This window comes from Roseburia hominis A2-183 (assembly GCF_000225345.1).
GTDB lineage: Bacteria > Bacillota > Clostridia > Lachnospirales > Lachnospiraceae > Roseburia > Roseburia hominis.
In genome coordinates this window covers 2,317,784-2,339,811 of the sequence record NC_015977.1, presented here as the reverse complement: position 1 = coordinate 2,339,811, position 22,028 = coordinate 2,317,784, and the positions used below count along the sequence as shown (strand labels likewise).

Annotated in this window: 24 protein-coding genes and 1 pseudogene; all 25 read left to right on the top strand. The window is 37.0% G+C overall.

Features of this window, described 5'->3' with window-relative positions:
- Window positions 1–84 precede the first annotated feature (84 nt).
- The 25 genes and pseudogenes from RHOM_RS17710 to RHOM_RS10415 all read left to right on the top strand — a co-directional run bounded on the left by RHOM_RS17710 (window position 85) and on the right by RHOM_RS10415 (window position 21,880).
- Window positions 85–228: a hypothetical protein gene (locus RHOM_RS17710; protein ID WP_014080291.1), complete on the top strand. Its 144-nt coding sequence runs from the start codon at window positions 85–87 to the stop codon at window positions 226–228.
- Between the two features lie 110 nt (window positions 229–338).
- Window positions 339–2,030 (top strand): recombinase family protein, encoded by a 1,692-nt coding sequence (locus RHOM_RS10515; RefSeq protein ID WP_014080290.1) that lies wholly within the window; start codon window positions 339–341, stop codon window positions 2,028–2,030.
- A 112-nt stretch (window positions 2,031–2,142) separates the two neighbouring features.
- Window positions 2,143–2,499: pseudogene (locus RHOM_RS10510) on the top strand (RNA methyltransferase); the annotation flags it as partial.
- A gap of 97 nt (window positions 2,500–2,596) precedes the next feature.
- Window positions 2,597–3,358 carry an ABC-three component system protein gene (locus tag RHOM_RS10505; RefSeq protein WP_006525955.1) on the top strand — a complete coding sequence of 254 codons (762 nt, stop codon included), beginning with the start codon at window positions 2,597–2,599 and terminating at the stop codon, window positions 3,356–3,358.
- Window positions 3,355–3,588, top strand: coding sequence for an ABC-three component system middle component 7 (locus tag RHOM_RS10500; protein WP_006525954.1), 234 nt, complete (start codon window positions 3,355–3,357; stop codon window positions 3,586–3,588). Before RHOM_RS10505 ends, RHOM_RS10500 begins: the two co-directional genes overlap by 4 nt.
- A complete protein-coding gene (locus tag RHOM_RS10495; RefSeq protein WP_014080287.1) occupies window positions 3,572–5,188 on the top strand; it encodes a DUF2326 domain-containing protein in 1,617 nt (538 codons plus the stop codon). The genes RHOM_RS10500 and RHOM_RS10495 overlap by 17 nt, the downstream gene beginning before the upstream one ends.
- 115 nt (window positions 5,189–5,303) lie before the next feature.
- Window positions 5,304–5,483, top strand: coding sequence for a hypothetical protein (locus tag RHOM_RS17990; RefSeq protein WP_014080286.1), 180 nt, complete (start codon window positions 5,304–5,306; stop codon window positions 5,481–5,483).
- 125 nt (window positions 5,484–5,608) lie between these two features.
- Window positions 5,609–6,454 (top strand): ParA family protein, encoded by an 846-nt coding sequence (locus RHOM_RS10485; RefSeq protein ID WP_014080285.1) that lies wholly within the window; start codon window positions 5,609–5,611, stop codon window positions 6,452–6,454.
- Between the two features lie 110 nt (window positions 6,455–6,564).
- A complete protein-coding gene (locus RHOM_RS17705) occupies window positions 6,565–6,717 on the top strand; it encodes a hypothetical protein (RefSeq protein WP_014080284.1) in 153 nt (50 codons plus the stop codon).
- Window positions 6,718–6,769: 52 nt separating this feature from the next.
- The gene (locus RHOM_RS10480; RefSeq protein WP_014080283.1) at window positions 6,770–8,446 is read left to right on the top strand and encodes a recombinase family protein; all 1,677 of its coding nucleotides are present in this window, start codon (window positions 6,770–6,772) and stop codon (window positions 8,444–8,446) included.
- A gap of 489 nt (window positions 8,447–8,935) precedes the next feature.
- Window positions 8,936–9,919, top strand: a complete 984-nt coding sequence (locus tag RHOM_RS10475) for a LacI family DNA-binding transcriptional regulator (protein WP_014080282.1) — start codon at window positions 8,936–8,938, stop codon at window positions 9,917–9,919.
- 209 nt (window positions 9,920–10,128) lie between these two features.
- Entirely contained in the window at window positions 10,129–10,686 is a 558-nt protein-coding gene (locus tag RHOM_RS10470) for a hypothetical protein (RefSeq protein ID WP_014080281.1), read from the top strand.
- Window positions 10,687–10,689: 3 nt separating this feature from the next.
- Window positions 10,690–11,763 carry a glycoside hydrolase family 53 protein gene (locus tag RHOM_RS10465; protein ID WP_014080280.1) on the top strand — a complete coding sequence of 358 codons (1,074 nt, stop codon included), beginning with the start codon at window positions 10,690–10,692 and terminating at the stop codon, window positions 11,761–11,763.
- Window positions 11,764–11,775: 12 nt separating this feature from the next.
- Complete coding sequence (locus RHOM_RS10460; protein ID WP_014080279.1) at window positions 11,776–12,978, top strand: sugar ABC transporter substrate-binding protein; 1,203 nt, start codon at window positions 11,776–11,778, stop codon at window positions 12,976–12,978.
- A 7-nt stretch (window positions 12,979–12,985) separates the two neighbouring features.
- On the top strand, window positions 12,986–13,897 hold the full coding sequence (locus RHOM_RS10455) for a carbohydrate ABC transporter permease (RefSeq protein ID WP_014080278.1): 912 nt from the start codon (window positions 12,986–12,988) through the stop codon (window positions 13,895–13,897).
- Window position 13,898: 1 nt separating this feature from the next.
- On the top strand, window positions 13,899–14,744 hold the full coding sequence (locus RHOM_RS10450) for a sugar ABC transporter permease (protein WP_014080277.1): 846 nt from the start codon (window positions 13,899–13,901) through the stop codon (window positions 14,742–14,744).
- 138 nt (window positions 14,745–14,882) lie between these two features.
- Window positions 14,883–15,425: a glycosyl hydrolase 53 family protein gene (locus RHOM_RS16545; RefSeq protein WP_014080276.1), complete on the top strand. Its 543-nt coding sequence runs from the start codon at window positions 14,883–14,885 to the stop codon at window positions 15,423–15,425.
- Window positions 15,406–16,542 (top strand): glycosyl hydrolase 53 family protein, encoded by a 1,137-nt coding sequence (locus tag RHOM_RS10445; protein WP_014080275.1) that lies wholly within the window; start codon window positions 15,406–15,408, stop codon window positions 16,540–16,542. Before RHOM_RS16545 ends, RHOM_RS10445 begins: the two co-directional genes overlap by 20 nt.
- 542 nt (window positions 16,543–17,084) lie before the next feature.
- Window positions 17,085–17,858, top strand: a complete 774-nt coding sequence (locus RHOM_RS10440) for a TIGR02391 family protein (protein WP_014080274.1) — start codon at window positions 17,085–17,087, stop codon at window positions 17,856–17,858.
- A 109-nt stretch (window positions 17,859–17,967) separates the two neighbouring features.
- Complete coding sequence (locus RHOM_RS17700) at window positions 17,968–18,132, top strand: hypothetical protein (RefSeq protein ID WP_014080273.1); 165 nt, start codon at window positions 17,968–17,970, stop codon at window positions 18,130–18,132.
- Complete coding sequence (locus tag RHOM_RS10435) at window positions 18,125–18,439, top strand: type II toxin-antitoxin system RelE/ParE family toxin (protein WP_014080272.1); 315 nt, start codon at window positions 18,125–18,127, stop codon at window positions 18,437–18,439. The genes RHOM_RS17700 and RHOM_RS10435 overlap by 8 nt, the downstream gene beginning before the upstream one ends.
- A gap of 137 nt (window positions 18,440–18,576) precedes the next feature.
- The gene (locus tag RHOM_RS10430; protein WP_014080271.1) at window positions 18,577–19,530 is read left to right on the top strand and encodes a hypothetical protein; all 954 of its coding nucleotides are present in this window, start codon (window positions 18,577–18,579) and stop codon (window positions 19,528–19,530) included.
- 67 nt (window positions 19,531–19,597) lie between these two features.
- Window positions 19,598–20,464 (top strand): hypothetical protein, encoded by an 867-nt coding sequence (locus RHOM_RS10425; RefSeq protein ID WP_044024672.1) that lies wholly within the window; start codon window positions 19,598–19,600, stop codon window positions 20,462–20,464.
- A 478-nt stretch (window positions 20,465–20,942) separates the two neighbouring features.
- Complete coding sequence (locus RHOM_RS10420; protein ID WP_143761710.1) at window positions 20,943–21,647, top strand: hypothetical protein; 705 nt, start codon at window positions 20,943–20,945, stop codon at window positions 21,645–21,647.
- A 44-nt stretch (window positions 21,648–21,691) separates the two neighbouring features.
- The gene (locus RHOM_RS10415) at window positions 21,692–21,880 is read left to right on the top strand and encodes a hypothetical protein (protein WP_143761708.1); all 189 of its coding nucleotides are present in this window, start codon (window positions 21,692–21,694) and stop codon (window positions 21,878–21,880) included.
- Window positions 21,881–22,028 lie beyond the last annotated feature (148 nt).

Sequence of the window (22,028 nt, the reverse complement as noted above, 5' to 3'; positions counted from 1 at the left end):
TCTTTCAACGGTATGATTATCACAATTGAGATTTCGGTAAAAGAAGGTGATATGTTTAGTATTTTAAGAAGGGGGTGTTTACACATGGCAAAAGAATTAGAATTAGCCAAGAAACTGGCTGTACTTGGGTGGATTTTCCGCAAGGGACTGATTACCGAAGATGAGTACAGTAGAACAAGAGTTCATATTATGAGTGAATATGATGTTATAACTTTTATGACAGCATAGCCGCACATTCGTTAACATTTATATTTTGAATTATAGTGTAGGCAGTAGCAGAAATGATGTTACTGCCAATTTATTTTATACAGACAGATTTTAGGGAAGGAGCGTTTTCTATGGATGAAAAACAGGTAGAAGTAATAAAGAAAGTGGATGGTCCTGTTATCAGAGACCGCAGAAAGATGGGAAAGCCACTTACTATTACAAGAAAAAGAGTAGCAGCATATGTCCGTGTCAGCACGAATGGAGAAGAGCAGATACAGAGCTTTAATTCACAGAAGCAGTACTATCAGGATAAGATAGATTCCAATAAAGAGTGGGTTATGGTTGGGATATACGCTGATGAGGGTATCACAGGAACCAAAACAACGAAAAGAGAGCAGTTTCTTAAGATGATTGATGATTGTATGAATGGTCTTATAGATATTGTAATTACGAAGTCAGTATCAAGATTTTCACGAAATCTTGTTGATACACTGCAATATACCAGAATGCTGAAGGTAAAGGGAGTTACAGTAATTTTTGAAAAAGAGAATATTGACACATCAAAGATGGAAAGTGAGATGCAGTTATCACTTTTATCTGCTCTTGCACAGAATGAGGTTGAGTCTTTATCCCAGAATGTGACAATGGGTGTGCAGATGAAAATGTCCAGAGGAGAGCTGATGGGATTTAACGGATGTCTCGGATATGATTATAACCCGGAGGATAAGAGTATAACTATCAATGAAGCAGAAGCAGAGACAGTTCGCCTGATTTATGATTTGTATCTGCAGGGATATGGTGCATATAGAATTGCGAAGGAGCTTACGAGGCTTGGTAAGGTCAATAAAAAGGGCAATGTTAAGTGGACAGACAGCGGTGTTAGGGGAATTCTTAAGAATGAAAAGTACAAGGGCGATTTGCTTATGGGAAAAACTTACACAGTAGACCCGATATCAAAGAGGCGTCTGGATAATCACGGTGAATCCAATAAATATTATACGAAGAATCATCATGAAGCCATTATTTCAGAGGAAGAGTGGGATAAAGTTCAGGATATTTTAAAAAGCAGATATCGTACTAATGAAAATGTATCAGATGCGGAGAGAATCAAGTTTGCAAGAAAATACGCTTTTAGCAGTATGTGTCAGTGTGGTTTCTGTGGAACTAATCTCACCAGACGTTCCCATAATCAGGATACAAAGCATAAAAAGCCGGTATGGAAATGCCGGACGGCAACGAATAAGGGAATTGCAAACTGCCCACATAGCAAAGCCGTAGATGAAGTGGTTATCGAAAATGCGTTTCTTGAGATGTTTAAGTTGCTTGCAGAGAATTTTGATGATGTACTTGAATCTGTGTTGTCATCAGTGGAAGAAACATTATCCAAAGACGACAGTACAGAAAAATTGAAGCGTATTGAGAAAGAGATTCCCTCGCTTGAAAAGAAGAGAAAAAAATTGACTGATATGTATCTGGATGATAAAATTTCTAAAGAAGCCTATGACGATAAATACAGTGAGATTAGCAATAAGTTGGATAAATGTGAAGAAGAAAAGCATTTATTTTCTGACTGCGTATTATCACAGAAGAATATTGCTGATAAGATGAAACTCATCAGGCAGAAGCTTAAAGGGGCTGATGTACTTGATGAATTTGACAGAGTAGTATTTGAAAGCATTGTGGAGAAAGTCGTTGTCGGTGATATGGAAGAGGATGGCAAAGCTGATCCGTATAAGCTGACATTTGTGCTAAAGGGTATGGATGACAGAAGTATACCATATGCCAGAGACCGATATATGAATCTTTGTGAAAAGGCTGTGTAGACAACAAGGAGGAGCTTAAAAATGAGCGATAATCATGACTTGTTGAATGATAAAGATGTGTGTTCTTTTGAAGAACACGAGGCAGAAAATGTGTGTTCCAACAAAGATGCCGTTGCATGTTGAGACGGTTGTACTGCTTTCCCACAAAAAGCCAGACGGACATATCAACGTAAAAGTTGAGTTTGGCGAAGGTGAGGGAAAAGTTCCGCTTGATAATATCGCTAAAAGAGCCGAAGAGTACAAGCCCAAGGAACGAGTGACCTACAAAATGATAAAGGAGTACATAGAAGCTAAATACGGCTTCAAAGTACATACCGCATATATCGCAGAGGTAAAGAGAGATTTAGGATTGCCGATGTATGATGCTCCTAATGCGGTAGAAGAATTGAAACAGCCGAGGAAGCATCCGACAGCGGAGAAAGTGGAAGCGATAAAGGATGCATTGAAATATTTTGGCGTATGTAGCTAATTTTTAGTGCATAGTTATAAAATTTATAAAACGACATTTACCGTTCTATATGGTAAGATTAAATATAGTAACGATTTTATAAATGTAGGTGGTAAACATGGGAGATAATCGAAGGATTTTTAGTGATAATGAAAAAATGGTATTATTTAATGAGGTCGATGGGCGATGTCCAATTTGTGGAAAGCCATTAACTAATACCAAGAATGGACAAATTATTAAAATGTTTGAAGTGGCACATATATATCCTGCGAATCCTCGTCCAGAGGAAGTCGAATTGTTAAAAGACGAGGAACGTTTGAGTAAAGACGTTAATAGTCTGGCTAATGTCATAGCGGTCTGTAGAATATGTCATAAAAAATTTGATACACCACGAACTATAGAAGAATATCGCTCGTGGGTAAGACTTAAAAAGAAATTGTTGCAAGATGCACAGCTAAAAAATACATATGCACTTTTTAATATAGAGGAAGAAATAAAGGAAATATTAAAGAATTTAAATGATGAATCTTTAGAGGAAGACTTGGTACGGTTAAGTTATGAATCTTTGAAGATAGAGCAAAAAGCCAACGACACCTTACCTTTTGCAATAAAACGTACCATTAAAAACGATGTGGTAGATTATTTTGACTATATTCATAAGATATTTATTGAAATGGACAAAGTAACACCATATAAATTTGATACCCTGGCGGCTCAAATAAAGGGATTCTATTGCAAAACTATGCAAATTAATCCTAACCAAGAATTCGTATATGCTTCTTTAGTGGATTGGCTTAATGAAAAGACAGGGTCATATTCAAGAAGGGCTTGTGAAATTGTGATTGCATATTTTATACAAGATTGTGAGGTGTTTTCATGATATTGCCGAATAAGCTAATAAGCTTTCAAGATTGTATTCTGGCAAAAACGGTTTATATTTTAGAAAAGATTAGTGATTCAGATTTTTCAGTAATTGGGTTATACGAACAAGTGGAAACTCATTTTGAAGATTTAAATGAATATATGTTGGCTCTGGACGTTCTATATGTTCTTGGCAAAATAAAATATAATGAGGGGTTGCAGGTGATACAGTATGTTGAAAAAAATTAGTTGTAATATATTTTTGCAGAAAGAAATTGTATTTCATGAGGGTTTAAATGCCATTGTAGGAGATGATATTGCTTCTAATTCGATAGGAAAATCAACTATGCTTATGATTATTGACTTTGTTTTTGGAGGCGATGATTATATAAGTAAAAATCATGATGTAGTAGATAATTTGGGTCATCATGATTTCAGATTTATTTTTAATTTTGATAATAAGGATTACTATTTTATTAGAAGTACAAATGAATACAAATTTGTATCTATTTGTAATGAGAAATTTGAAATTTTACAGAGTGTAACAACGGAAGAATTTACCGCATGGTTGCAAGAAAAGTATGATTGTCAATTAGAATCGTTAACATTTAGAAATATTGTTGGTAGATATTTCAGAATTTATGGGAAGGAAAATTTAAATGAAAGAAAACCTATCCAGTATTTTGAAAAAGAAACAGCACCTAAATCTATATTAGCTCTTTTAAAATTGTTTGATAAATATAAATCATTAAAAGCATATGAGGAGCAAATAGAAAAATTAAAAAGTGACAAAACTACATTGGTTGATGCAGCAAAAAAGAATTTTTTGCCGAATGTCAACACAAAAAGTTTATTTAATAAAAATGAAAAAAAGATTGAAGAATTAAGCGTACGATTAGAAAAAATAAAGAAGGAAATTGTAACAACATCGCTTGATTTAGAATCAATGGTTTCTCAAGAAATATTAAAACTTAAGAGGGAGAAAAGCCAACTTACTATTAAATTAAACTCATATCAAAGCAGATTGCTAAGAACACAAAATAATATAAAGAATAAACCTGTGAAAATTAGTGCTGAGTTAGAACAATTTGTGTATTATTTTCCAGATTTTAATGTAGAACAGGTTAATAAGGTGGAGGATTTCCATAAAAATATAAATAAAATATTAAAGAGTGAACTTGTAGCAGTAGAGAAGGAATTAAAAGCTAAAATCGAGGAAATTAATAATCAGATAATAGAAATAGATAAGGAAATTGAACAGAAATTGTCCATAAAAGATGCACCTAAATTAGCAGTAGATGAAGTGGTTGATTTGGTGGCACAAATAAAACAGCTTAATGATGAAAATGGATACTATACCAAGAAGAAACAATTGGAGGGGACTATATCACAGGCTAATGATGATTTAAGTGAATTAAAAGAAAAGGCATTAGATGAAATATGTAATGAAATAAATGTCAAAATGTACGAGCTAAATAAAGAAATATATGTTGATGGAAGGCGAGCACCGACACTGAATATTCACGGAAGTAAATATTCGTTTAATACTGCGGGGGATACTGGAACAGGTACAGCTTTTGCTAACTTGATATCATTTGATCTTTCATTGCTGGAATTAACCCGTTTGCCGGCTATAGCTCATGATTTGCCATTGTTAAAAAACATTGAAAATGTTGCAATGGAAAACATTATTTCAATATATAGTAGAAGTGAAAAGCAAATATTCGTTGCTATTGATAAATTGAGTTCTTATGATGAGAAAGCGGCACAAATTATAAATAAACATAAAGTATTACAACTTTCGAAAGACAAATTACTCTTTATCAAAAATTGGAAAAGCAATAAATAAATCTAAAAAGCGTATCGTTAGAAATAATGGTACGCTTATTTTTTGCCCCTTTTTGCAGATTTGTCCTTTCTCATGCTTTCCAATATAATGAAGCTAAAGAAGTGGAGGTGTGCTTATGAGAGAGAAATTTAATCATCTGTATTTGGATAGCCACGAAAGAAAACTTTTGATACATAGCCTTGTAGAGTTAAAAAATCAGCGCATACAGCAAGGCAGATATACGGATTGTGTTGACAAGCTTATTTTTAAGGTCATAAATACACCGACCAAGAGAATGAAAATTGAATATGTCTAAGGCAAATTACAAAGCTGCTTATTCTTATTGATTTTAAGAGTAGGCGGCTTTTTTGCGTTCTCTGGTACTGTTTACATAGCTACCTTGACAAAGTGGCTAAATCTATGTGAAAGGAGGACGCATCTATGTCAAATTGCAAAGTGATTGCTCTGACTAACCAGAAAGGCGGTGTCGGAAAAACAACCACAGCGGTTAATCTGGGTGTAAGTCTGGTGCAGCAGGGTAAAAAAGTCCTGCTGATTGATGCCGATGCACAGGCAAATCTTACGATGGCTCTGGGTTATAACAGACCAGACAATATTCCCATAACGCTTTCTACTGTAATGCAGAACATCATAGACGATAAAACGCTTGATGTTTCACAGGGTATTATCCACCACAGAGAGGGCGTTGACCTGCTTCCGTCAAACATTGAGCTGTCGGGCTTTGAGGTAAGGCTAATTAATGCAATGAGCCGTGAGCGTGTGCTGAAAACCTATGTCAATGAGGTTAAAAAGAATTACGATTATGTGCTTATTGATTGTATGCCGAGCTTAGGTATGATAACCATCAATGCTCTGGCGGCGGCTGACAGTGTAATTATCCCGACACAGCCCCACTATCTCTCTGCTAAAGGTCTGGAGTTTTTGCTTCGCTCCGTATCAATGGTCAAGCGGCAAATCAACCCAAAGCTGCGGATAGACGGTATCTTAATGACTATGGTAATGCCCCGTACCAACATTTCTAAGGAAATTACGGCAACGGTCAAAAGTGCATACGGTCAGAAAATCAAGGTGTTTGATACCGAGATACCACATTCTATCCGTGCGGTGGAAGCTACCGCAGAAGGCAAAAGTATTTTTGCTTACGACAAAAGCGGCAAGGTTGCCGTAGCCTATGAGCAGTTAGGAAAGGAGGTGGCAGAGATTGGCGAGAAGCAGAGAAGGGTTGACAAGGCTCTTGCCATTAGTGTTGCACTTAAAAAAATATGAAAAAAGTGTAAAGCAGGTATGAGGGATAGATTTGCACATTGGTAAAATGGCGGCTGTATTTCTATAATTTAGAGGTACAGCCGTTTTAACTTTAGCGGAGGTATTCGTTTATGGGAAATGAAAATTTAATTCAAAATACAGAACTACAAAACGAACAGTTGAAAGATGAAACCGAAACATTCAATTCTTTTATCAATGTTATGGTGCAAATAGTTGAAAAATATGGAAAGACCGTTTTGCAGGAATTGGATTGTGCTGCGTAGGTTACGCAGCCTTACATATCACATTTCCCTATAAATTTATGGAGGTGGTACGATGAACAGAGAAGGAAAGAAATGTGTTCTATATCCGAGAGTAAGTACTGAAATGCAGGTGGACGGATATAGCCTTGAAGGGCAGAAGAATAGCCTGAAACGATTTGCTGACAGAGAGGAAATGGAGATTGTTGGTATATATGAAGATGCAGGTAAATCGGGAAAATCTATTGAGGGGAGACCTGCTTTTAAGAAGATGCTTTCTGATATAAAGAACGGATTGGAGATAGATTATATTCTGGTTTATAAACTTTCACGATTTGGAAGAAATGCGGCAGATATTCTAAATTCATTGGAGTTTGTGCAGTCGTATGGAATAAATCTCATTTGTATTGAGGAAGGTATTGACTCATCACAGACAAGCGGAAAGCTTTTAATTTCTGTATTATCTGCGGTTGCAGAAATTGAAAGAGAAAATATCATTGAACAGACAATGAACGGACGCAGAGAAAAAGCAAGACAGGGAGGTTGGAATGGCGGTTTTGCTCCGTATGGATATTATCTGAAAGACAATCAGCTCTTAATAGAAGAAACCGAAGCTGAAGCAATTCGAATTATATTTGATAAGTTTGCCAATTCAGACATAGGGCTTGGCGGAGTCGCAAAATATCTTAATTTGCAAGGAATAAAAAAGATACCCCGTCAGAATGGAACATTAGAAACTTGGAGCAGCCATTTCATACGGTTGATATTAGATAATCCTGTCTATTGTGGCAAGATTGCTTATGGCAGGAGAACACGAGAAAAGGTAAAAGGCACAAAAAATGAATATAAGCAGGTTCATACAGATGATTATATTCTGGAAGATGGACAACACGAAGGAATAGTTAGCGAAGAATTATGGCAAAAAGCTTACACAAAACGTATGGCAACAGGAATTAAGCAGCCGTCCAAAATAGGTAAGGACAGGTCGCATCTGTTGACGGGAATATTAAAGTGTCCTATTTGTGGAAGCTCAATGTATACGAATAAACATGCGTGGACGAATAAAGATGGCACATACAAAGAAGTTTACTATTATATCTGCGGTAGGAACAAGCAGGAGCGAGGGCATCATTGTGATTACAAGGCATCGCTTAGAAAAACAGACATTGAACCACTTGTAATTGAAGCTGTTAAAGAATTGGTAAGTGATAAATATTTTGCAAAAGAGATAGAAAAGCGTATTGGCGTACAGACTGATACCACTGCTATTGATAAGGAACTTGCCAATTATGAGAGCAAGCTGAAAGAAGTAGATTTGAATAAAGCCCGTCTGGAGCGAGAGATTGATAATCTGCCTATTGATGCTCGTTTCAGAGAAAGAAAAATCCACGACATGACATTAAGGCTTGATGGATTGTATGATACGATTGTCGAGTTGGAAGAACGGATTGAAGATGCAAAGCTGAGAAGAAGTTCTATCGAAATGGAAGCAATTACTATGGACAATATTTACAAGCTTATGCTGAATTTCGGAAAGCTCTATGATATAATAAGTGACGAGGAAAAGAAAAGCCTTATAACTTATCTAATAAAGGAAATTCAGATATATCCTAATGGAGAGTCAGAGATGCCTTTGAAGTCGATAGAGTTTAATTTCCCGATATATCGTGATGGACAAGAGGTAAGGCGGCTCTTGTGGGAAAAAGGTAATACCGTTGAGTCGGTGGTTCTGATGCAGTATTGTGGGAAATGAGAAAAATAGGCATGTTAAACCACAAGATGTTGTGGTTTGAGGGCAAAAATTGGAACGAAAAATGACCAGTTTTTGCCCTATTTTTTTCCCCGTTTTTATAGATGCATAGGTGCAAAAAAGAGATTTTTGGGTGATTTGAGCAAAAAAGAGAGGAGGAAATAAAAGTAAATAGCAGATGAATATGTGAGGCGGTACTTATTTTAGAGATGAAATAGGTACTGCCTTTTTTATTTTCAAAAGAACAGGAGGAAGAAAAATGTCAGGATTGCTTTGGATAAAGGACCTGAGTAAAGAGATACTTTTGACAGTAAATATTTGAAAATGTTTTTTTATTTATACTCAAAAGAATTAGTTGCATCACTATATGAAAGCAGTGATTTTTAGAGATATAAAGTTATGTTTTAGTATATTTGACAAGGTAAAAAAATTATGTAAAATAATTACTTGGAAGTGTGAAAACATATAACTTGGAGAAATGGAGAAGTAGGAATGGCAACAATAAAAGAAATTGCAGAGATTGTAGGTGTCTCTAGTGCAGCAGTTTCCAGAGTGCTGAATTATGATGAAGGAATATCGGTCAGTGATGAGACAAGGGATGCAATTTTTTCAACAGCAGAAAAACTTGGATATAAAAAAAGAGTTATTTATCCTAAAATCGAAAATGTCGCCTTATTATACTTTACAGATAATAAGGATGAACTGGAGGATGATTTTTATCGTGGGGTCAGAGAAGAGATTATCAAACAGGCAAAGAAGATGAATATTCAGTTAAGCATTTATGACCGTAATGACGGAATGGATGCGATTCCGAAGGATTTGAATGCTTTTATTGCAGTTGGCTGGCTTGCCAGGAAAGAAATTAATAAGCTCTATAAGATATGTAAAAAAGGTGTATTTATTGGAACTTCGCCGGATGAAAAACTGTTTGATGCGGTAAAGCCGAACATGGATTCATTTGTGACGCAGATGGTTGATTATTTTATTGAAAAAGGACATAAATCTATTGGTTTTATTGGAGGAAGTGACCGAAACATTGATACGGGGAAACCGGCTATGGATATCAGGGAATGGTCTTTTCGACAAAGCACAGCTTATTACGGTTGTCTGAATGAAGATTATATTCTGATTTCAGAGAAGTTTACGGTAGATGACGGATATCGTATGGGAAAGGAGTTGTTAAAAAAGAAAGCATTACCGACGGCACTCTGTATTGCAAGCGACACATTGGCGGTCGGAGTGCTGCAGGCATTGAATGAAGAGGGAGTTTTGGTTCCAGAGCAGATGGCAATATTCAGCATCAATGATTTAAATATAGCAAAATACATGTCTCCACCACTTACGACCATTCATATAGATATTCCCTGTATTTGCGAGACAGCATTGGATTTGCTGAGGAATCGGGTGCTGTATGGGGGCAGAGTGACGAAATTGGTTTTTGTGAATGGAATTCCGATTTTTCGAAAGAGTTGTTAGAATAAAAGAGATGCCAGAAAACATGGCATCTTTTTTTGTTTCTGTAAATGGATAATATGCACAAAAATAGAATGCAAAAATTGTTAATATAGTGCAAAATAATATGTCTCTATTGAAATTTGTGTGTAAGAATGATACAATCTGAACAAGTAAATAATTTACCTAAAAATAAGTAAATAATTGATTGAGAAAAGAAAAGGAGAAAGCTTATGAAGAAGAGAATGGCAGGAATGCTCTTGGTAGCAGGGATGATGGCATCACTGGTAGGTTGTGGAGGGGCTGATGCAGCTAAGACTGCAACCGCAGATGCGAATGGAAACTATTTGGTAAACGGTAGTTTTGAGGAAGCAGATTTTACCGGATGGACGGTAACAAACATTGATGACGTTACAGAGGAACTGGATGTGTATGACCGTGAAACAGACTGTTTTGAAGGTGTACAGTCTTTACATTTTTATTCGGGAAGCAGCAATGTGAATTTTTCAGCAGAACAGACAGTAAGCGGATTGGAGGACGGTTCTTATAAACTAACTGCACACATTCAGGGAGAGGCTGCAGGTGATGAAAATGCGCAGGCATATTTTTATGCGATTGTTGATGGCGAAGAAGTGAAGGTCGATGGTGAGCTGAATGGATATGTAAACTGGTACACGGCAGAGCTTTCCGGGATTACGCCGACAGATGGAAAAATTACGGTAGGTATTCGTGTTTCAACAGCTCCGGGTGGCTGGGGAACCATTGATGATTTGACACTTGTGAAGGAGTAAAGAATGGAATTTATAAAAGGCATGGACATTTCCATGATTAAGGAATTGGAGCATAGTGGAGCGACATATCGGCTGAATGAAAAAGAGGAAGATCTGTTTCATCTACTGAAAGAGTGTGGAACTAATATGGTACGAATCCGAATATGGCCAGATCCCTATGATGAGAAAGGAAATTCCTATGGAGGTGGTGGAAATGATCTGCAGACGACTATTGGAATCGCAAAAAGAACGGTGGAAAGTGGAATGGATTTTATGCTGGACTTCCATTATAGTGATTTTTGGGCAGATCCCGCAAAACAGATAAAACCAAAAGCGTGGAGGAAATTAACGGGTGAAGCACTCGAAACTGCGGTATATTTGCATACCGTTGATACATTAAAGGCACTGAAAAATCGAAAACTCGTTCCGTCAATGGTGCAGGTTGGAAATGAGATTACGAAAGGACTGCTTTGGCCAGATGGATATGTAGACCGGTCGGAAAGCATGGCAGGACTTCTTTGGGCAGGCATCAAAGGAGTGAGGGAGGAATGCCCAGAAGCTAAAATAGTACTGCATCTTGATTTTGGAACGGACAACGAGATGTACCGGCAATGGTTTGATCGGATTGCTCCCTACAGATTGGATTATGATGTGATAGGAATGTCGTATTATCCGCACTGGAACGGAAGCTTAAATAAGCTTTTAGACAATATGGATGATATCAGCAGCAGGTATGATAAGGATGTGCTGGTGGCAGAGACATCCATAGGCTATACAACGGAAACGTTTGGCTGTAACGGTATTGTGTATTCCAAGGAACATGCGGAGATGACCGGGTATCCGGCAACACAGGAAGGACAAGAAGCTTTTTTAAGAGATTTATTTGCAACTGTAAGAAAAGTAAAGGGTGCAAGGGGAATCGGTGTCTTTTACTGGGAACCGGCATGGCTGCCAGTAGAAGGCTGCACATGGGCGAGCAAAAGCGGAAGCATATATATGAAAGAGACAGAAACAGCAGGAAATGCAATGGCGAATATGGCGTTGTTTGATGAAAAGGGGAATGCGAACAGTGCATTAGTAAATATGAAAACAATGTAGGAGGAAAAGTTCATGAAGAAAAAAATCATGTTATCGATGCTTGTGGTACTCACGACAGCAGGAATGCTGTCAGGATGCGGCAATCTGGGAACAGCAGATTCCAAACTCGTTATTTGGACAAATATGAGCGTGGAAGTGGATACCATACAACAATATGCAGATGAATGGGGAGAACAGAACGGTTATGAGGTAGAAGTAATCCATCAGTCACCGTCAGTCCAGCAGTTTGCGCAGGCAGTAAAAAGTTCTTCGGGACCGGATGCAGTTGTGGGAATTCCAAATGATCAGCTTGCAGATTATGTGAATGCAGGTCTTACGGCAGAAGTGCCACAGAATTTATATACGGATAGTGATTTTTCGGATGCAGCCATTCAGGCATGTTATGTAGATGGAAAAAGGTATGCAGCTCCGCTCTCGGTAGAGACAACAGCATTATTTTATAATACAGATATGGTTTCAGAAATTCCGGCAACATGGGAGGAATTAGTAGAGCAGGCGGTTGACAACGGCGGCGTCCAGTTTGATGCTACCAGCATTTATTATGATCTTGGGTTTGTGAGAGCATGCGGTGGATATATCTTTGATTATAAAGACGGCGCATATGATACAAGCGATATTGGTCTTGCAAATGAAGGATCTGTGGAAGCATATGGGTTTATCAATGACTTGTGCAACCAATATAATCTGCTTACAGCAGATGTTACAGCTGATATTGCAAGAAGCAATTTCCAAAATGGAAAATGTGCTTATTATATTGGCGGACCGTGGGATATTGATGGCTTTACTTCTGCAGGAACACCGTTTGCGATTTCTGAGATGCCGACTTTCAATGGTCAGCCCTTTGTGACACCGGTAGGAACTCAGGTAAGTTTTGTAAGCAACAGCAGTAACAATCAGGAGCAGGCATGGAATTTTATCCAGTACTTAATTGAAAATGGCGCATTGGGTATGTATGAATCCGGAGACAGAATACCGGCAAAGCTTGCAGACCAGCAATTGGATGAAATACAAAGTAACGAATACACACAGGCATTTATCGCACAGATTCAGAACGGTGAGCCAATGCCGACTGTTTCAGAAATGGGGCAGCTTTGGACAATTCATACGAATAACATCAGGTCTATGTGGGCAGGGGAACAAACACCGCAGGAGGCGACGGATAATATGGTTACCCAGCTGAAAGAAGCAATTGAATTGATGAATTCGGGAAAGTAGTGATGGTATGAAAAAGAAAAAGAATGGTATGGCATATGCTTATTTGGCACCGGCACTGATATCTATACTGTTGGTAACATGCTTGCCGATTATCTATACGGTAATTTTGTCTTTTACAAACTATAATATGTATCATTTGAATGATTACAGCTTTGTCGGACTGGTAAATTACTTGACCGTATTTTCGGGGAGCATAAAGAATGTGTTTTTTCCAGTGCTTGGATGGACGATATGCTTTGCCGTATTCAGTACGGCAGGCTCCTATACAATGGGACTTATTCTTGCAATTCTGTTGAACAACCCGCATATGAAGGAGTCAAAAATTTATCGGGCGATTCTTATCGTTCCCTGGGCACTGCCGTCTACCATCGCAATCTTAGCATGGCAGGGATTGTTAAATGAGCAGTACGGAGGTATTAATAATCTTCTCCATGCAATCGGGATTGCATGGAATATACCGTGGTTGACGAATGCATTATGGGCGAGAGTAGGACTGATCATTGTAAATGTATGGCTTGGATTTCCCTATATGATGAATGTTTGTCTTGGAGGATTACAGGCAATAGGGGCAGAATACTATGAGGCAGCGAAAATGGATGGAGCTTCAAAATTTCAGTGTTTTAAGAGCATTACGTTGCCGATGGTGACAAAATTGTCTATTCCGTTGGTGATTTCCTCATTTGCAGCTAATTTTAATAATTTTGGAAATATCTATATGATTACGCAGGGTGGACCGGCAAGGGTTGATAATCAGTTTGCAGGATATACGGATATTCTTGCAAGTACGACATATAAAATGACAACATGGTCGAACCGATATGAACTGTCTGCTACGTTTAGTGTGCTGATTTTTATTATTGTCGGTACTTTTACGCTGATTAATATGCATTTATCTGGTGCATTTAAGGAGGTTGATTAACATGAAATATAAAGAGAAAATGACAGCCTCTGAAATGAGAACCCTGTGGGGTAGCAGAATTGTAATCTGGATTACGATACTTGTTGTGATGTTTCCGGTTGCATGGATTGTAATGTCTTCGTTTTCAGCAGGAGATAGCTTTTTTCTGTCCTCACTTTTTCCAGAGAAATTCAGTGTGGAGCATTATGTGACACTGTTTCGGGAAACCGATTTTACAATTTGGGTATTGAATTCATTAAAATTTTGCTTCATAGTTGCGATCATTCAATTAATTCTTACTTCCTTGGCAGCGTATGCATTTGCCAGGCTTCGGTTTGTTGGAAGAAAGTATGGATTAATGTCCCTGCTTGTGCTACAGGTGTTTCCGAACAGTATGGCAGTGGCAGGCTATTATATCTTAATCTATCAGTTCGGATTGGTTGACAACAGTATTGCACTTATTCTGGTGCTGGCAGGTGGAAGTGCCTATAATATCTGGTTGCTGAAATCATATATTGACGGACTCCCGGTAGAACTGGATGAAGCTGCCATGGTGGATGGAGCGAATCAGTTTCAGGTATTCTATAAAATCATTATACCGCTTGCAATGCCGCAGTTGGCAGTCATATTTTTATTTTCGTTCATTGCGACTTACAGCGAATATGTGATTACATCCATCTTTTTGCAGACACCGGGGAAGATGACACTGGCATTGGGGCTGCAGTCATTCATCAGCGATCAGTTTGCGGCACACTGGACACTGTTTTCTGCCGCGGCAGTTATTTCATCACTGCCGATTATGATTGTATTCATGTGTCTGCAGAGGTTCATTCAGAATGGATTGGTTGCTGGAGGCGTTAAAGGATAACATTACAATTTTTAGTGAGAAAGGAAGCTAATATACCTATTGCTCCATCAATATACAGCTTATGCAACAAGATGGATAATTCCTTACTGGCTGTAAGGGATATTAACCATAAATACATTGTAGTAGAAAGGAGATTCTATGAGAAAAAACAAATTTTTATCAGTTATGGCAGTTGCGCTTGCAGCAGTACAGCTTATAAGCGCATCGACAGTTACGGTGCAGGCATCAACCCTCACGGGGGCGGTTGAGACAGATGATTTTATAAGGGGAGTAGATGTGTCAACGTTGGATATGTTGGAAGATTTGGGTGCACAGTATTATCAGAATAATGTTGCGAATGATGCTTTGACAATCTTACATAATAATGGGGCAAATTATGTAAGATTGAAATTATGGGTAGATCCCTATGATGAAGACGGAAATGCATATGGTGGTGGAAACAATGATTATGACACAACACTGGCACTTGCAAAACGAGCCCAAAATTTGGGAATGAATATTCTGATTGATTTTCATTTAAGTGATTTTTGGGCTGACCCGGCAAATCAGATTAAACCGAAAGCATGGGAGGACTTATCATATTCGGAATTGAAAGAAACATTGTATTCATATATGAAAACAACTTTGAATAATTTTGCATCAGAGGGAATTGTTCCTGATTATGGTACAGGTTGGAAATGAAATATCTTCCGGAATCCTTCATGAAGATGGAGAAATTGGAACAGATGAGGATTTTTCCGGACTGGCAGGACTTTTGCAGTCGGCAATTTCAGGTGTCAGGGATTCATCTGCTTCAAATACAAAGATTGTGCTTCATTTGGATCAGGGTGGAAAGAATGAATTGTATACATGGTTTTTTGGCGGATTATTGGAAGAAGCACCCAATCTTGATTTTGATGTGTTCGGACTATCATATTATCCGATGTGGCACGGAACAATGGAAGGGTTGCAATATAATTTAAACTATCTTGCAACAACATATGATAAAGAAGTATGTGTTGTAGAAACTGCATATGCATGGACCACGGAAGATGGCGATGGTGTAGGAAATGTTTTTATCAGCGGAGATGAAGAAACCGGCGGATACCCGGCAACAGTGGAAGGACAGTTTCAGTTTATGAATGATTTAGAGTCGGTTATATTGAATGTTCCGAATGATAAAGGCATTGGATATTTTTATTGGGAGCCGGAATGGGTTCCGGTGGAAGGCGGTACATATGCTTCTTCAGCGGGAGTTGCATATAAGAACGATACTGTTACGCCAAGTAATACATGGGATAATATGACGCTTTTTAACTTTAATGGAAATGCTTTGGAATCTATTAAGGTTTTGAATCAGCCAAGTGAAAATCTGCTGACAAACATCAACTTTGAGCAGAATGAAGTAACAACTTCACCGAGTGGATGGAATGTGTGGCTGAGCGATACAACTGATTCGAATACGGTCAAGACAGAATATGGAAGCGCTTATGACGGTAATTATAAATTAACATTTTGGGATGATGCGGATTATTCCTGCTCGATATATAAAACATTTACAAACATTCCAAATGGAACTTATCAATTCTCTGTTTGGGCGATGACTAACGGGGATCAGGATGTTTTGCAGCTTTATGCTAAAAATTATGGTGGAGATGAACTTAATACCACGATAGAAACAAGTGATATTAACTGGAATATTTTCAGTATAGATGAAATTGTTGTGACAAACAATACATTGGAAATAGGTGTTTATTCCGTTGCTGGTGCTGATGACTGGTGTAACCTGGATATGGCTATATTAAGAAAAGTAGAGTAAAACTATTGTATTTTTTGCTGCGAAGAAGAAAAAGGAAGAAACATAATAATTAAGACATAAATAAAAAAGAAGGAAACCTGCTGATACCGCAGTGTGTTGGCAGGTTTTCAAAAAATGACAGAATGTTGAGATGAGTGATGAATCGGGGGGTTTATTACTCTCTTTTCATGTTAGAGAGAAAGTTGCGACGCGACATAATTACAGACGCGATACAATCTGTTTGCGGACGCTTTGCGTTGCTATCATTAACGTAAAGCGAGGTGAACAGCATGAATATGGAGAAAAACAGAAAAAAGAGTTAAACATACGGATCGGGCAAAGGTTGAAAACTGTTAGGGAAAACAGTGGATATACACAGGAAACATTTGGAATATCGTTTTGATAATATTGATTTGGATTAAAAAAATGTGTATGAGTTTATGCAGGCAATTTTTAATTTTTGTGATGGGTGTGATTGTGAATTTGAAGCAGTTGCAGATTGGGAATCTGATATGATGCAGGAAATGGCACAGTATCAGGATTGGTATTAAGGGAGAATGATGATGGCAGAGAAGATTAGAAAACTTGCGAATTCAGAAGTTGAAGTGTTATCTAGAATAGTTGCAGAATGCATGACAGGAAGCCAAATGAACGAAATTTTTCGGGAATGCGGAGTCAGGGACACAAGCAATGAAAGTACAAAATGGAAAAGAATCTACTACACTTTTTTAACGAGACAAGAAATAGACGGAGCATCAAATGCTTTTCTTAATTTTATTAAAAAGAGCTTAAAACCGGTAAGGTTCATTAACGGTCAAAATGGTGATTATGATGAGATTTTATTAGAGATAAATAAACCATTGATGTTAATCGGGCTACAGATGACAAATGAGAGAAAGCTGTTAAAGATAGAGGCAGCAACCACAATATCGGAGGTCGAAAGACGGACAAGAGATTTGGTAAGCGAGTTACAAAAAAGACATATTCATCAGGATGTAATAAAGTGCTGTAAAGAAGAATACTTACAGGAGAACTATTTTCATGCAATCTTTGAAGCTGCAAAGAGTTTGTCAGAGAAGGTAAGAGAAAAGACAGGGATGCAGGATGACGACTCCAATTTATTTAATAATGCTTTTGTAGTTAATAATCCCAGACTGGCAATAAATTCATTGCAGACACCTTCGGAAAGGAATGCACAAAATGGGTTAAAAGAGATGTTAAACGGAATTACACATATGGTAAGGAATGTGACGGCACATGAACTGAAGATAAAGTGGATTGTGAATGAGCAGGACGCAATTGATATTTTGACAACAATTTCCTTTTTACATAAATAGTTGGACGAGTGTTTTGTTGTTCCACAGCATATAATATAATTAGGAAAAAACAATTGTTGTGAGCATTAGGATATGCTATACTAGGAATGAGAAGAAAGGGTGTGATTGTATGTTGGCAACGAAACCGCAGGTAGTAGCAGAAACATCAGATACTGCAAAATTGGAATTATATAGATTGATTGGTGAAGGCTATAAAGCAATGCAGGAAGGCAGAACCAGTACGATTGATGAAGTGAGAGAAAAACTGAAGAAGAGGAGAGAAGAGCGTGGCTAATGTAGTATTTACCGAACCGGCAGAATATGATTTGCTGGATATAGAGTACTATATTTTTGTCGATCTTTGTAATCCTCAAGCATCAAGAAGAATAACGGAAGGTATTCTCGAAGCTGCAGAAAGGCTGGGAGAATATCCGATAGGGCATCCTTTAGTAGATGATGAACTTTTGGGAAGAATAGGTTTGCGGATGACGCGCTTTGATAATTACAATATCTTTTACCATTATGACAGCGAGGATGATGTAGTGTACATAATCAGAATTTTATATAACAAAGTTGATTGGCAGAATATATTGAAAAAGTAAACGAAAATTGTTGGAATCAAACCTCTAAGTCTTCAAAGATTTGGAGGTTTTTTCTTCCTGTTTTCGCTGGAAAATAATTTCCGAAATAGACAGTCTATGGTACAATTATTGTGAAAAACAACAGAGAAGGTGCCAATATGGGATACGATGCATATGTGCATATAAAGAAGAAATACACTAAGTTAGCCATTGAAAAACTATTGATGCTGATGGATTATGAAAAAAGAGGGGATTCTTTTTATTGTGGTAATGATGATGACTATAAGTTTTTTACTGGTGTTCATGTCTGGTTGTGCGACGAAAATGAGGAAGAATGGGTATACAGAGTTAGAAGTCAGTACTTTGCAGTAGGATATGATCTGCAGAAGATGAATGAAACGATTAGGTGTCTAAAACAATATTGTGATGCCTCGTTTGAAAGTGATTATGGGAAGAATAGATATTTTCCAGAGGCTACTCTTATCAAAGGTGCAGAAAGCGGATGCTATTTTGCAGTGGAGAGGTTATTTAATAATTTCAGCAGTTTAAAGCATACTTTGAGTAAGTATCCTAGTGATGTAGAAGCAGAGAAATCAATGTATGAAATAAGTGGAATTCCCACTCCAAACATGTTTAATGCAAATGTGTATTCGACTTATTTATGTTCTTTAATTGAAGAATATTTCAGAACAACATACATTGCATTGCTGAAATATTCTGACCGGAAAGAAAAAATATTAAATGTTAAATTTTCACCATATGATATGGTGGATATAAGTAATGGAGAGAAGACCGTAGAAGAAGTTTTTGCAAGTACATTATCATTTCAGAATATACAAAAAATTTGTTCAAATTTTCATGCTTTAGATAATAAGCTAGATATAGGACAAGCATTGAAGAAACCTTATCATAATAGAAAAAAGAATCTGTATGAACAGGTCAATGATATTTTGGAGCGAAGACATGGTCTAATACATCGACTGGAAATAGATGATAGCTATTGTACTGAAAGCTTACAAAAAGATATACAGGATGTGATTGTTGCAATTAGAAGGGTATACTCTTATCTTTGTAAATATTATAACTGGGAGGAACAAGAAGTGAGTTTGTAAGACAGTTATTTTCATAAAAAAGAATTACAAGGTTTTGGTTGTGTATACTGGAAATTGAGGTGTAAAAGTGAAAGCATTTATGTCTTATAATAATTTAGCTATTAATAATGCGAATTTCAATCTGGAAGGGAAATTAGCAACATTATGGTTTGATAATTTGCTGTTAGGAACAGGCAAAGAGCTTGTTGAGAAGGTTATGGAAGATGTAGCAGAAAAGGAACAATGGAGTAGTGATACTTTTAAGGAAATGAAGAAGGTACAAATATCTTCAGAAACCCTACTTCCTTCGATTAGTTTTATGGACGAATCAATAATTGAAGATGATTATTTTAAAGATGCTGCTGATGTTTTGAAGGATAAATATGCAAAGGAATTATCAAGTCCTAAAACTTACGGTGGCGCCATGCATGAAATAGTATGGGAAGGTTTTGGAATAGCGAATTCTGTTAAATATTGGACCTTGCTTAATGCAAAAGCGAATTGTACTTTTTTGCCAATGGATATGGAACAGCAGATGTTGGGAAAAGTTTTTGGAAGTACAACAGATATGGGATATAGTAATTTTAGCGATATTATTACAGCAATAATACCTGATATTTCTGAGTACTCATGGGATGAAATTATAGAGATAAGGCATCACAACTATTGGACACAGTTTAGAAAAAAACTTACAGAGTTGAGTGAAAGCATTGAAGACAAAAAGCTAGGACAAGATATTCTGGAGGAAATAGTAAGAAAAGATTTAATTGAAATGGCACAACGTTTTAGACCTCAAGTGACTAAGAATATTGTAAAAGGGGTTGTGAGTAATATTCCATTGCCAATTCCAATTAATCCAGTATCAGTGGTGTGTACAGGATATGATATAATGAAGGAGATAGATTTTGATAAAAAATATGGATGGATATATTTTTATTTGGACAATAAGAAGTAGAAAAAAATTAGATAATGAATAAGTACAAGACTATTGTCTCAGTTACTAGTAAGTGAGAAAACAAATGGTTGGAATCAAGCCTCTAAGTCACATATGATTTGGGAGCTTTCTTCTGCCCATTTTGATTTTGGAAAATCTATCCGAAAAAAAACTATGGTACAATTACAGGTAGCAATGTGTGCCATAGAAAAGAGCAGACTTCAAATCAAACCGAAGCCAATCAAAGTCTCGTCTATGAAATCAATTCTAATCTTTTCTGTGGCAGGTGCATCAAGGTGCAGTATGCCGTTTGTGCAGACCCGATATGGGATCATTGCATCATTTTTGAATCCAAGGCTTAACGGAAAGCCAAGGGTTGTGCATCTAAATTGCACGCTCAGATAATAATGTTGAAATACTCAATTTATCTTCATTTTCATTAAAAGAAAAAATTGATAAGCTAATTAGTAATGAAGGTAGATTATATATTGGGCAAGATATGTTAGTTGGACCGAATGGTTACGATTTTTCTGGTAAAGGAACCTTAAATGTAATGGGAGCAAATAAGCAACCATATCGAAATGTTGCAGTTCCAATGCAAGGAACATCGACAGGTAATGCTAAAGAACTTGTGGGTTATTTTTGGAAACATTTTGGTGAAACGGATTGGGTTGCTGTAAGTAATGGGGGAGGTTACTGCAGATGGCAGGGATTAAATGATAGTGTAGTCAAATGGGGAAAGGAAGGAGAGTACATTAAGTCTCAAAAGGGGTCTGCGTTAAGAAATGTAAAATATTTTGGTGATACTCAAATGCTATTTAGTGATACAGGAACAGCAGGGTTAAATGTTAGAGTTTTGCTGGATAATCAGATTTTTATTGCGTCTGGTCCAGGAATTAGAGTTGTTGAAGGAAACGAATATGCACATTTAGCTTTCTTGAATTCAAGAATAGCGGCATATTATGTGAGAATGATGTCTCCAAAACTTACAATAGCGGGCGGATATATTGGACAAATTCCTGTTAATGATAATATTTATTCTTCAGTTGTTCTTGAAAAAGAAGCACGGTTATGTGTTGAGCTAAAAAGGAAAATGTTATCGACAAGACCTAATAATATAGAGTATGAGTCCACATATATACAAAATATTAGTGGTAACTTGCTTAATGATGCTTGCCTAAGAAGGAAATGCTACACATACTAGCATTATTTAATTCAGTAGTATTTGATTATATTGTAAGATTAAAAATGGCGGGGCTTGATTTGACGCAGACAATTATTAAACAGATTCCTATTCCGGATACAAAATCATTTGAAAAAGAGTTGGTCTATATGGGAGAAAAAGCAACAATTGAAAAGCATATTAATTCTCGAATAAGAATGTTATACGCAAGCAACCAAAGACTGGATAACTTATTTGCGGATGTGAGTATCTAGCCGATAAAGAGAAAAATTTCTAGAAAACAAATAATAGCAGAAATAGATAGATTAGTAGCACTCTTGTATGGATTAAATGAAGAAACATTTGAGAACATACTTCATACTTTTAGTAAGTACTATTCAGAAAAGGAAGTTGAAGCTTATT

What these genes read in the sequence shown, in the direction of transcription:
- RHOM_RS10445 (WP_014080275.1), top strand. Translation starts at nt 15,406, where the DNA reads ATGGTACAGGTTGGAAATGAAATATCTTCCGGAATCCTTCATGAAGAT.
- RHOM_RS10455 (WP_014080278.1), top strand. Translation starts at nt 12,986, where the DNA reads ATGAAAAAGAAAAAGAATGGTATGGCATATGCTTATTTGGCACCGGCA.
- RHOM_RS17990 (WP_014080286.1), top strand. Translation starts at nt 5,304, where the DNA reads ATGAGAGAGAAATTTAATCATCTGTATTTGGATAGCCACGAAAGAAAA.
- RHOM_RS10515 (WP_014080290.1), top strand. Translation starts at nt 339, where the DNA reads ATGGATGAAAAACAGGTAGAAGTAATAAAGAAAGTGGATGGTCCTGTT.
- RHOM_RS10440 (WP_014080274.1), top strand. Translation starts at nt 17,085, where the DNA reads ATGGCAGAGAAGATTAGAAAACTTGCGAATTCAGAAGTTGAAGTGTTA.
- RHOM_RS10450 (WP_014080277.1), top strand. Translation starts at nt 13,899, where the DNA reads ATGAAATATAAAGAGAAAATGACAGCCTCTGAAATGAGAACCCTGTGG.
- RHOM_RS10460 (WP_014080279.1), top strand. Translation starts at nt 11,776, where the DNA reads ATGAAGAAAAAAATCATGTTATCGATGCTTGTGGTACTCACGACAGCA.
- RHOM_RS10505 (WP_006525955.1), top strand. Translation starts at nt 2,597, where the DNA reads ATGGGAGATAATCGAAGGATTTTTAGTGATAATGAAAAAATGGTATTA.
- RHOM_RS10485 (WP_014080285.1), top strand. Translation starts at nt 5,609, where the DNA reads ATGTCAAATTGCAAAGTGATTGCTCTGACTAACCAGAAAGGCGGTGTC.
- RHOM_RS10430 (WP_014080271.1), top strand. Translation starts at nt 18,577, where the DNA reads ATGGGATACGATGCATATGTGCATATAAAGAAGAAATACACTAAGTTA.
- RHOM_RS16545 (WP_014080276.1), top strand. Translation starts at nt 14,883, where the DNA reads ATGAGAAAAAACAAATTTTTATCAGTTATGGCAGTTGCGCTTGCAGCA.
- RHOM_RS10415 (WP_143761708.1), top strand. Translation starts at nt 21,692, where the DNA reads ATGGCGGGGCTTGATTTGACGCAGACAATTATTAAACAGATTCCTATT.
- RHOM_RS10465 (WP_014080280.1), top strand. Translation starts at nt 10,690, where the DNA reads ATGGAATTTATAAAAGGCATGGACATTTCCATGATTAAGGAATTGGAG.
- RHOM_RS10500 (WP_006525954.1), top strand. Translation starts at nt 3,355, where the DNA reads ATGATATTGCCGAATAAGCTAATAAGCTTTCAAGATTGTATTCTGGCA.
- RHOM_RS10420 (WP_143761710.1), top strand. Translation starts at nt 20,943, where the DNA reads ATGTTAGTTGGACCGAATGGTTACGATTTTTCTGGTAAAGGAACCTTA.
- RHOM_RS10470 (WP_014080281.1), top strand. Translation starts at nt 10,129, where the DNA reads ATGAAGAAGAGAATGGCAGGAATGCTCTTGGTAGCAGGGATGATGGCA.
- RHOM_RS10475 (WP_014080282.1), top strand. Translation starts at nt 8,936, where the DNA reads ATGGCAACAATAAAAGAAATTGCAGAGATTGTAGGTGTCTCTAGTGCA.
- RHOM_RS17710 (WP_014080291.1), top strand. Translation starts at nt 85, where the DNA reads ATGGCAAAAGAATTAGAATTAGCCAAGAAACTGGCTGTACTTGGGTGG.
- RHOM_RS17700 (WP_014080273.1), top strand. Translation starts at nt 17,968, where the DNA reads ATGTTGGCAACGAAACCGCAGGTAGTAGCAGAAACATCAGATACTGCA.
- RHOM_RS17705 (WP_014080284.1), top strand. Translation starts at nt 6,565, where the DNA reads ATGGGAAATGAAAATTTAATTCAAAATACAGAACTACAAAACGAACAG.
- RHOM_RS10480 (WP_014080283.1), top strand. Translation starts at nt 6,770, where the DNA reads ATGAACAGAGAAGGAAAGAAATGTGTTCTATATCCGAGAGTAAGTACT.
- RHOM_RS10495 (WP_014080287.1), top strand. Translation starts at nt 3,572, where the DNA reads ATGTTGAAAAAAATTAGTTGTAATATATTTTTGCAGAAAGAAATTGTA.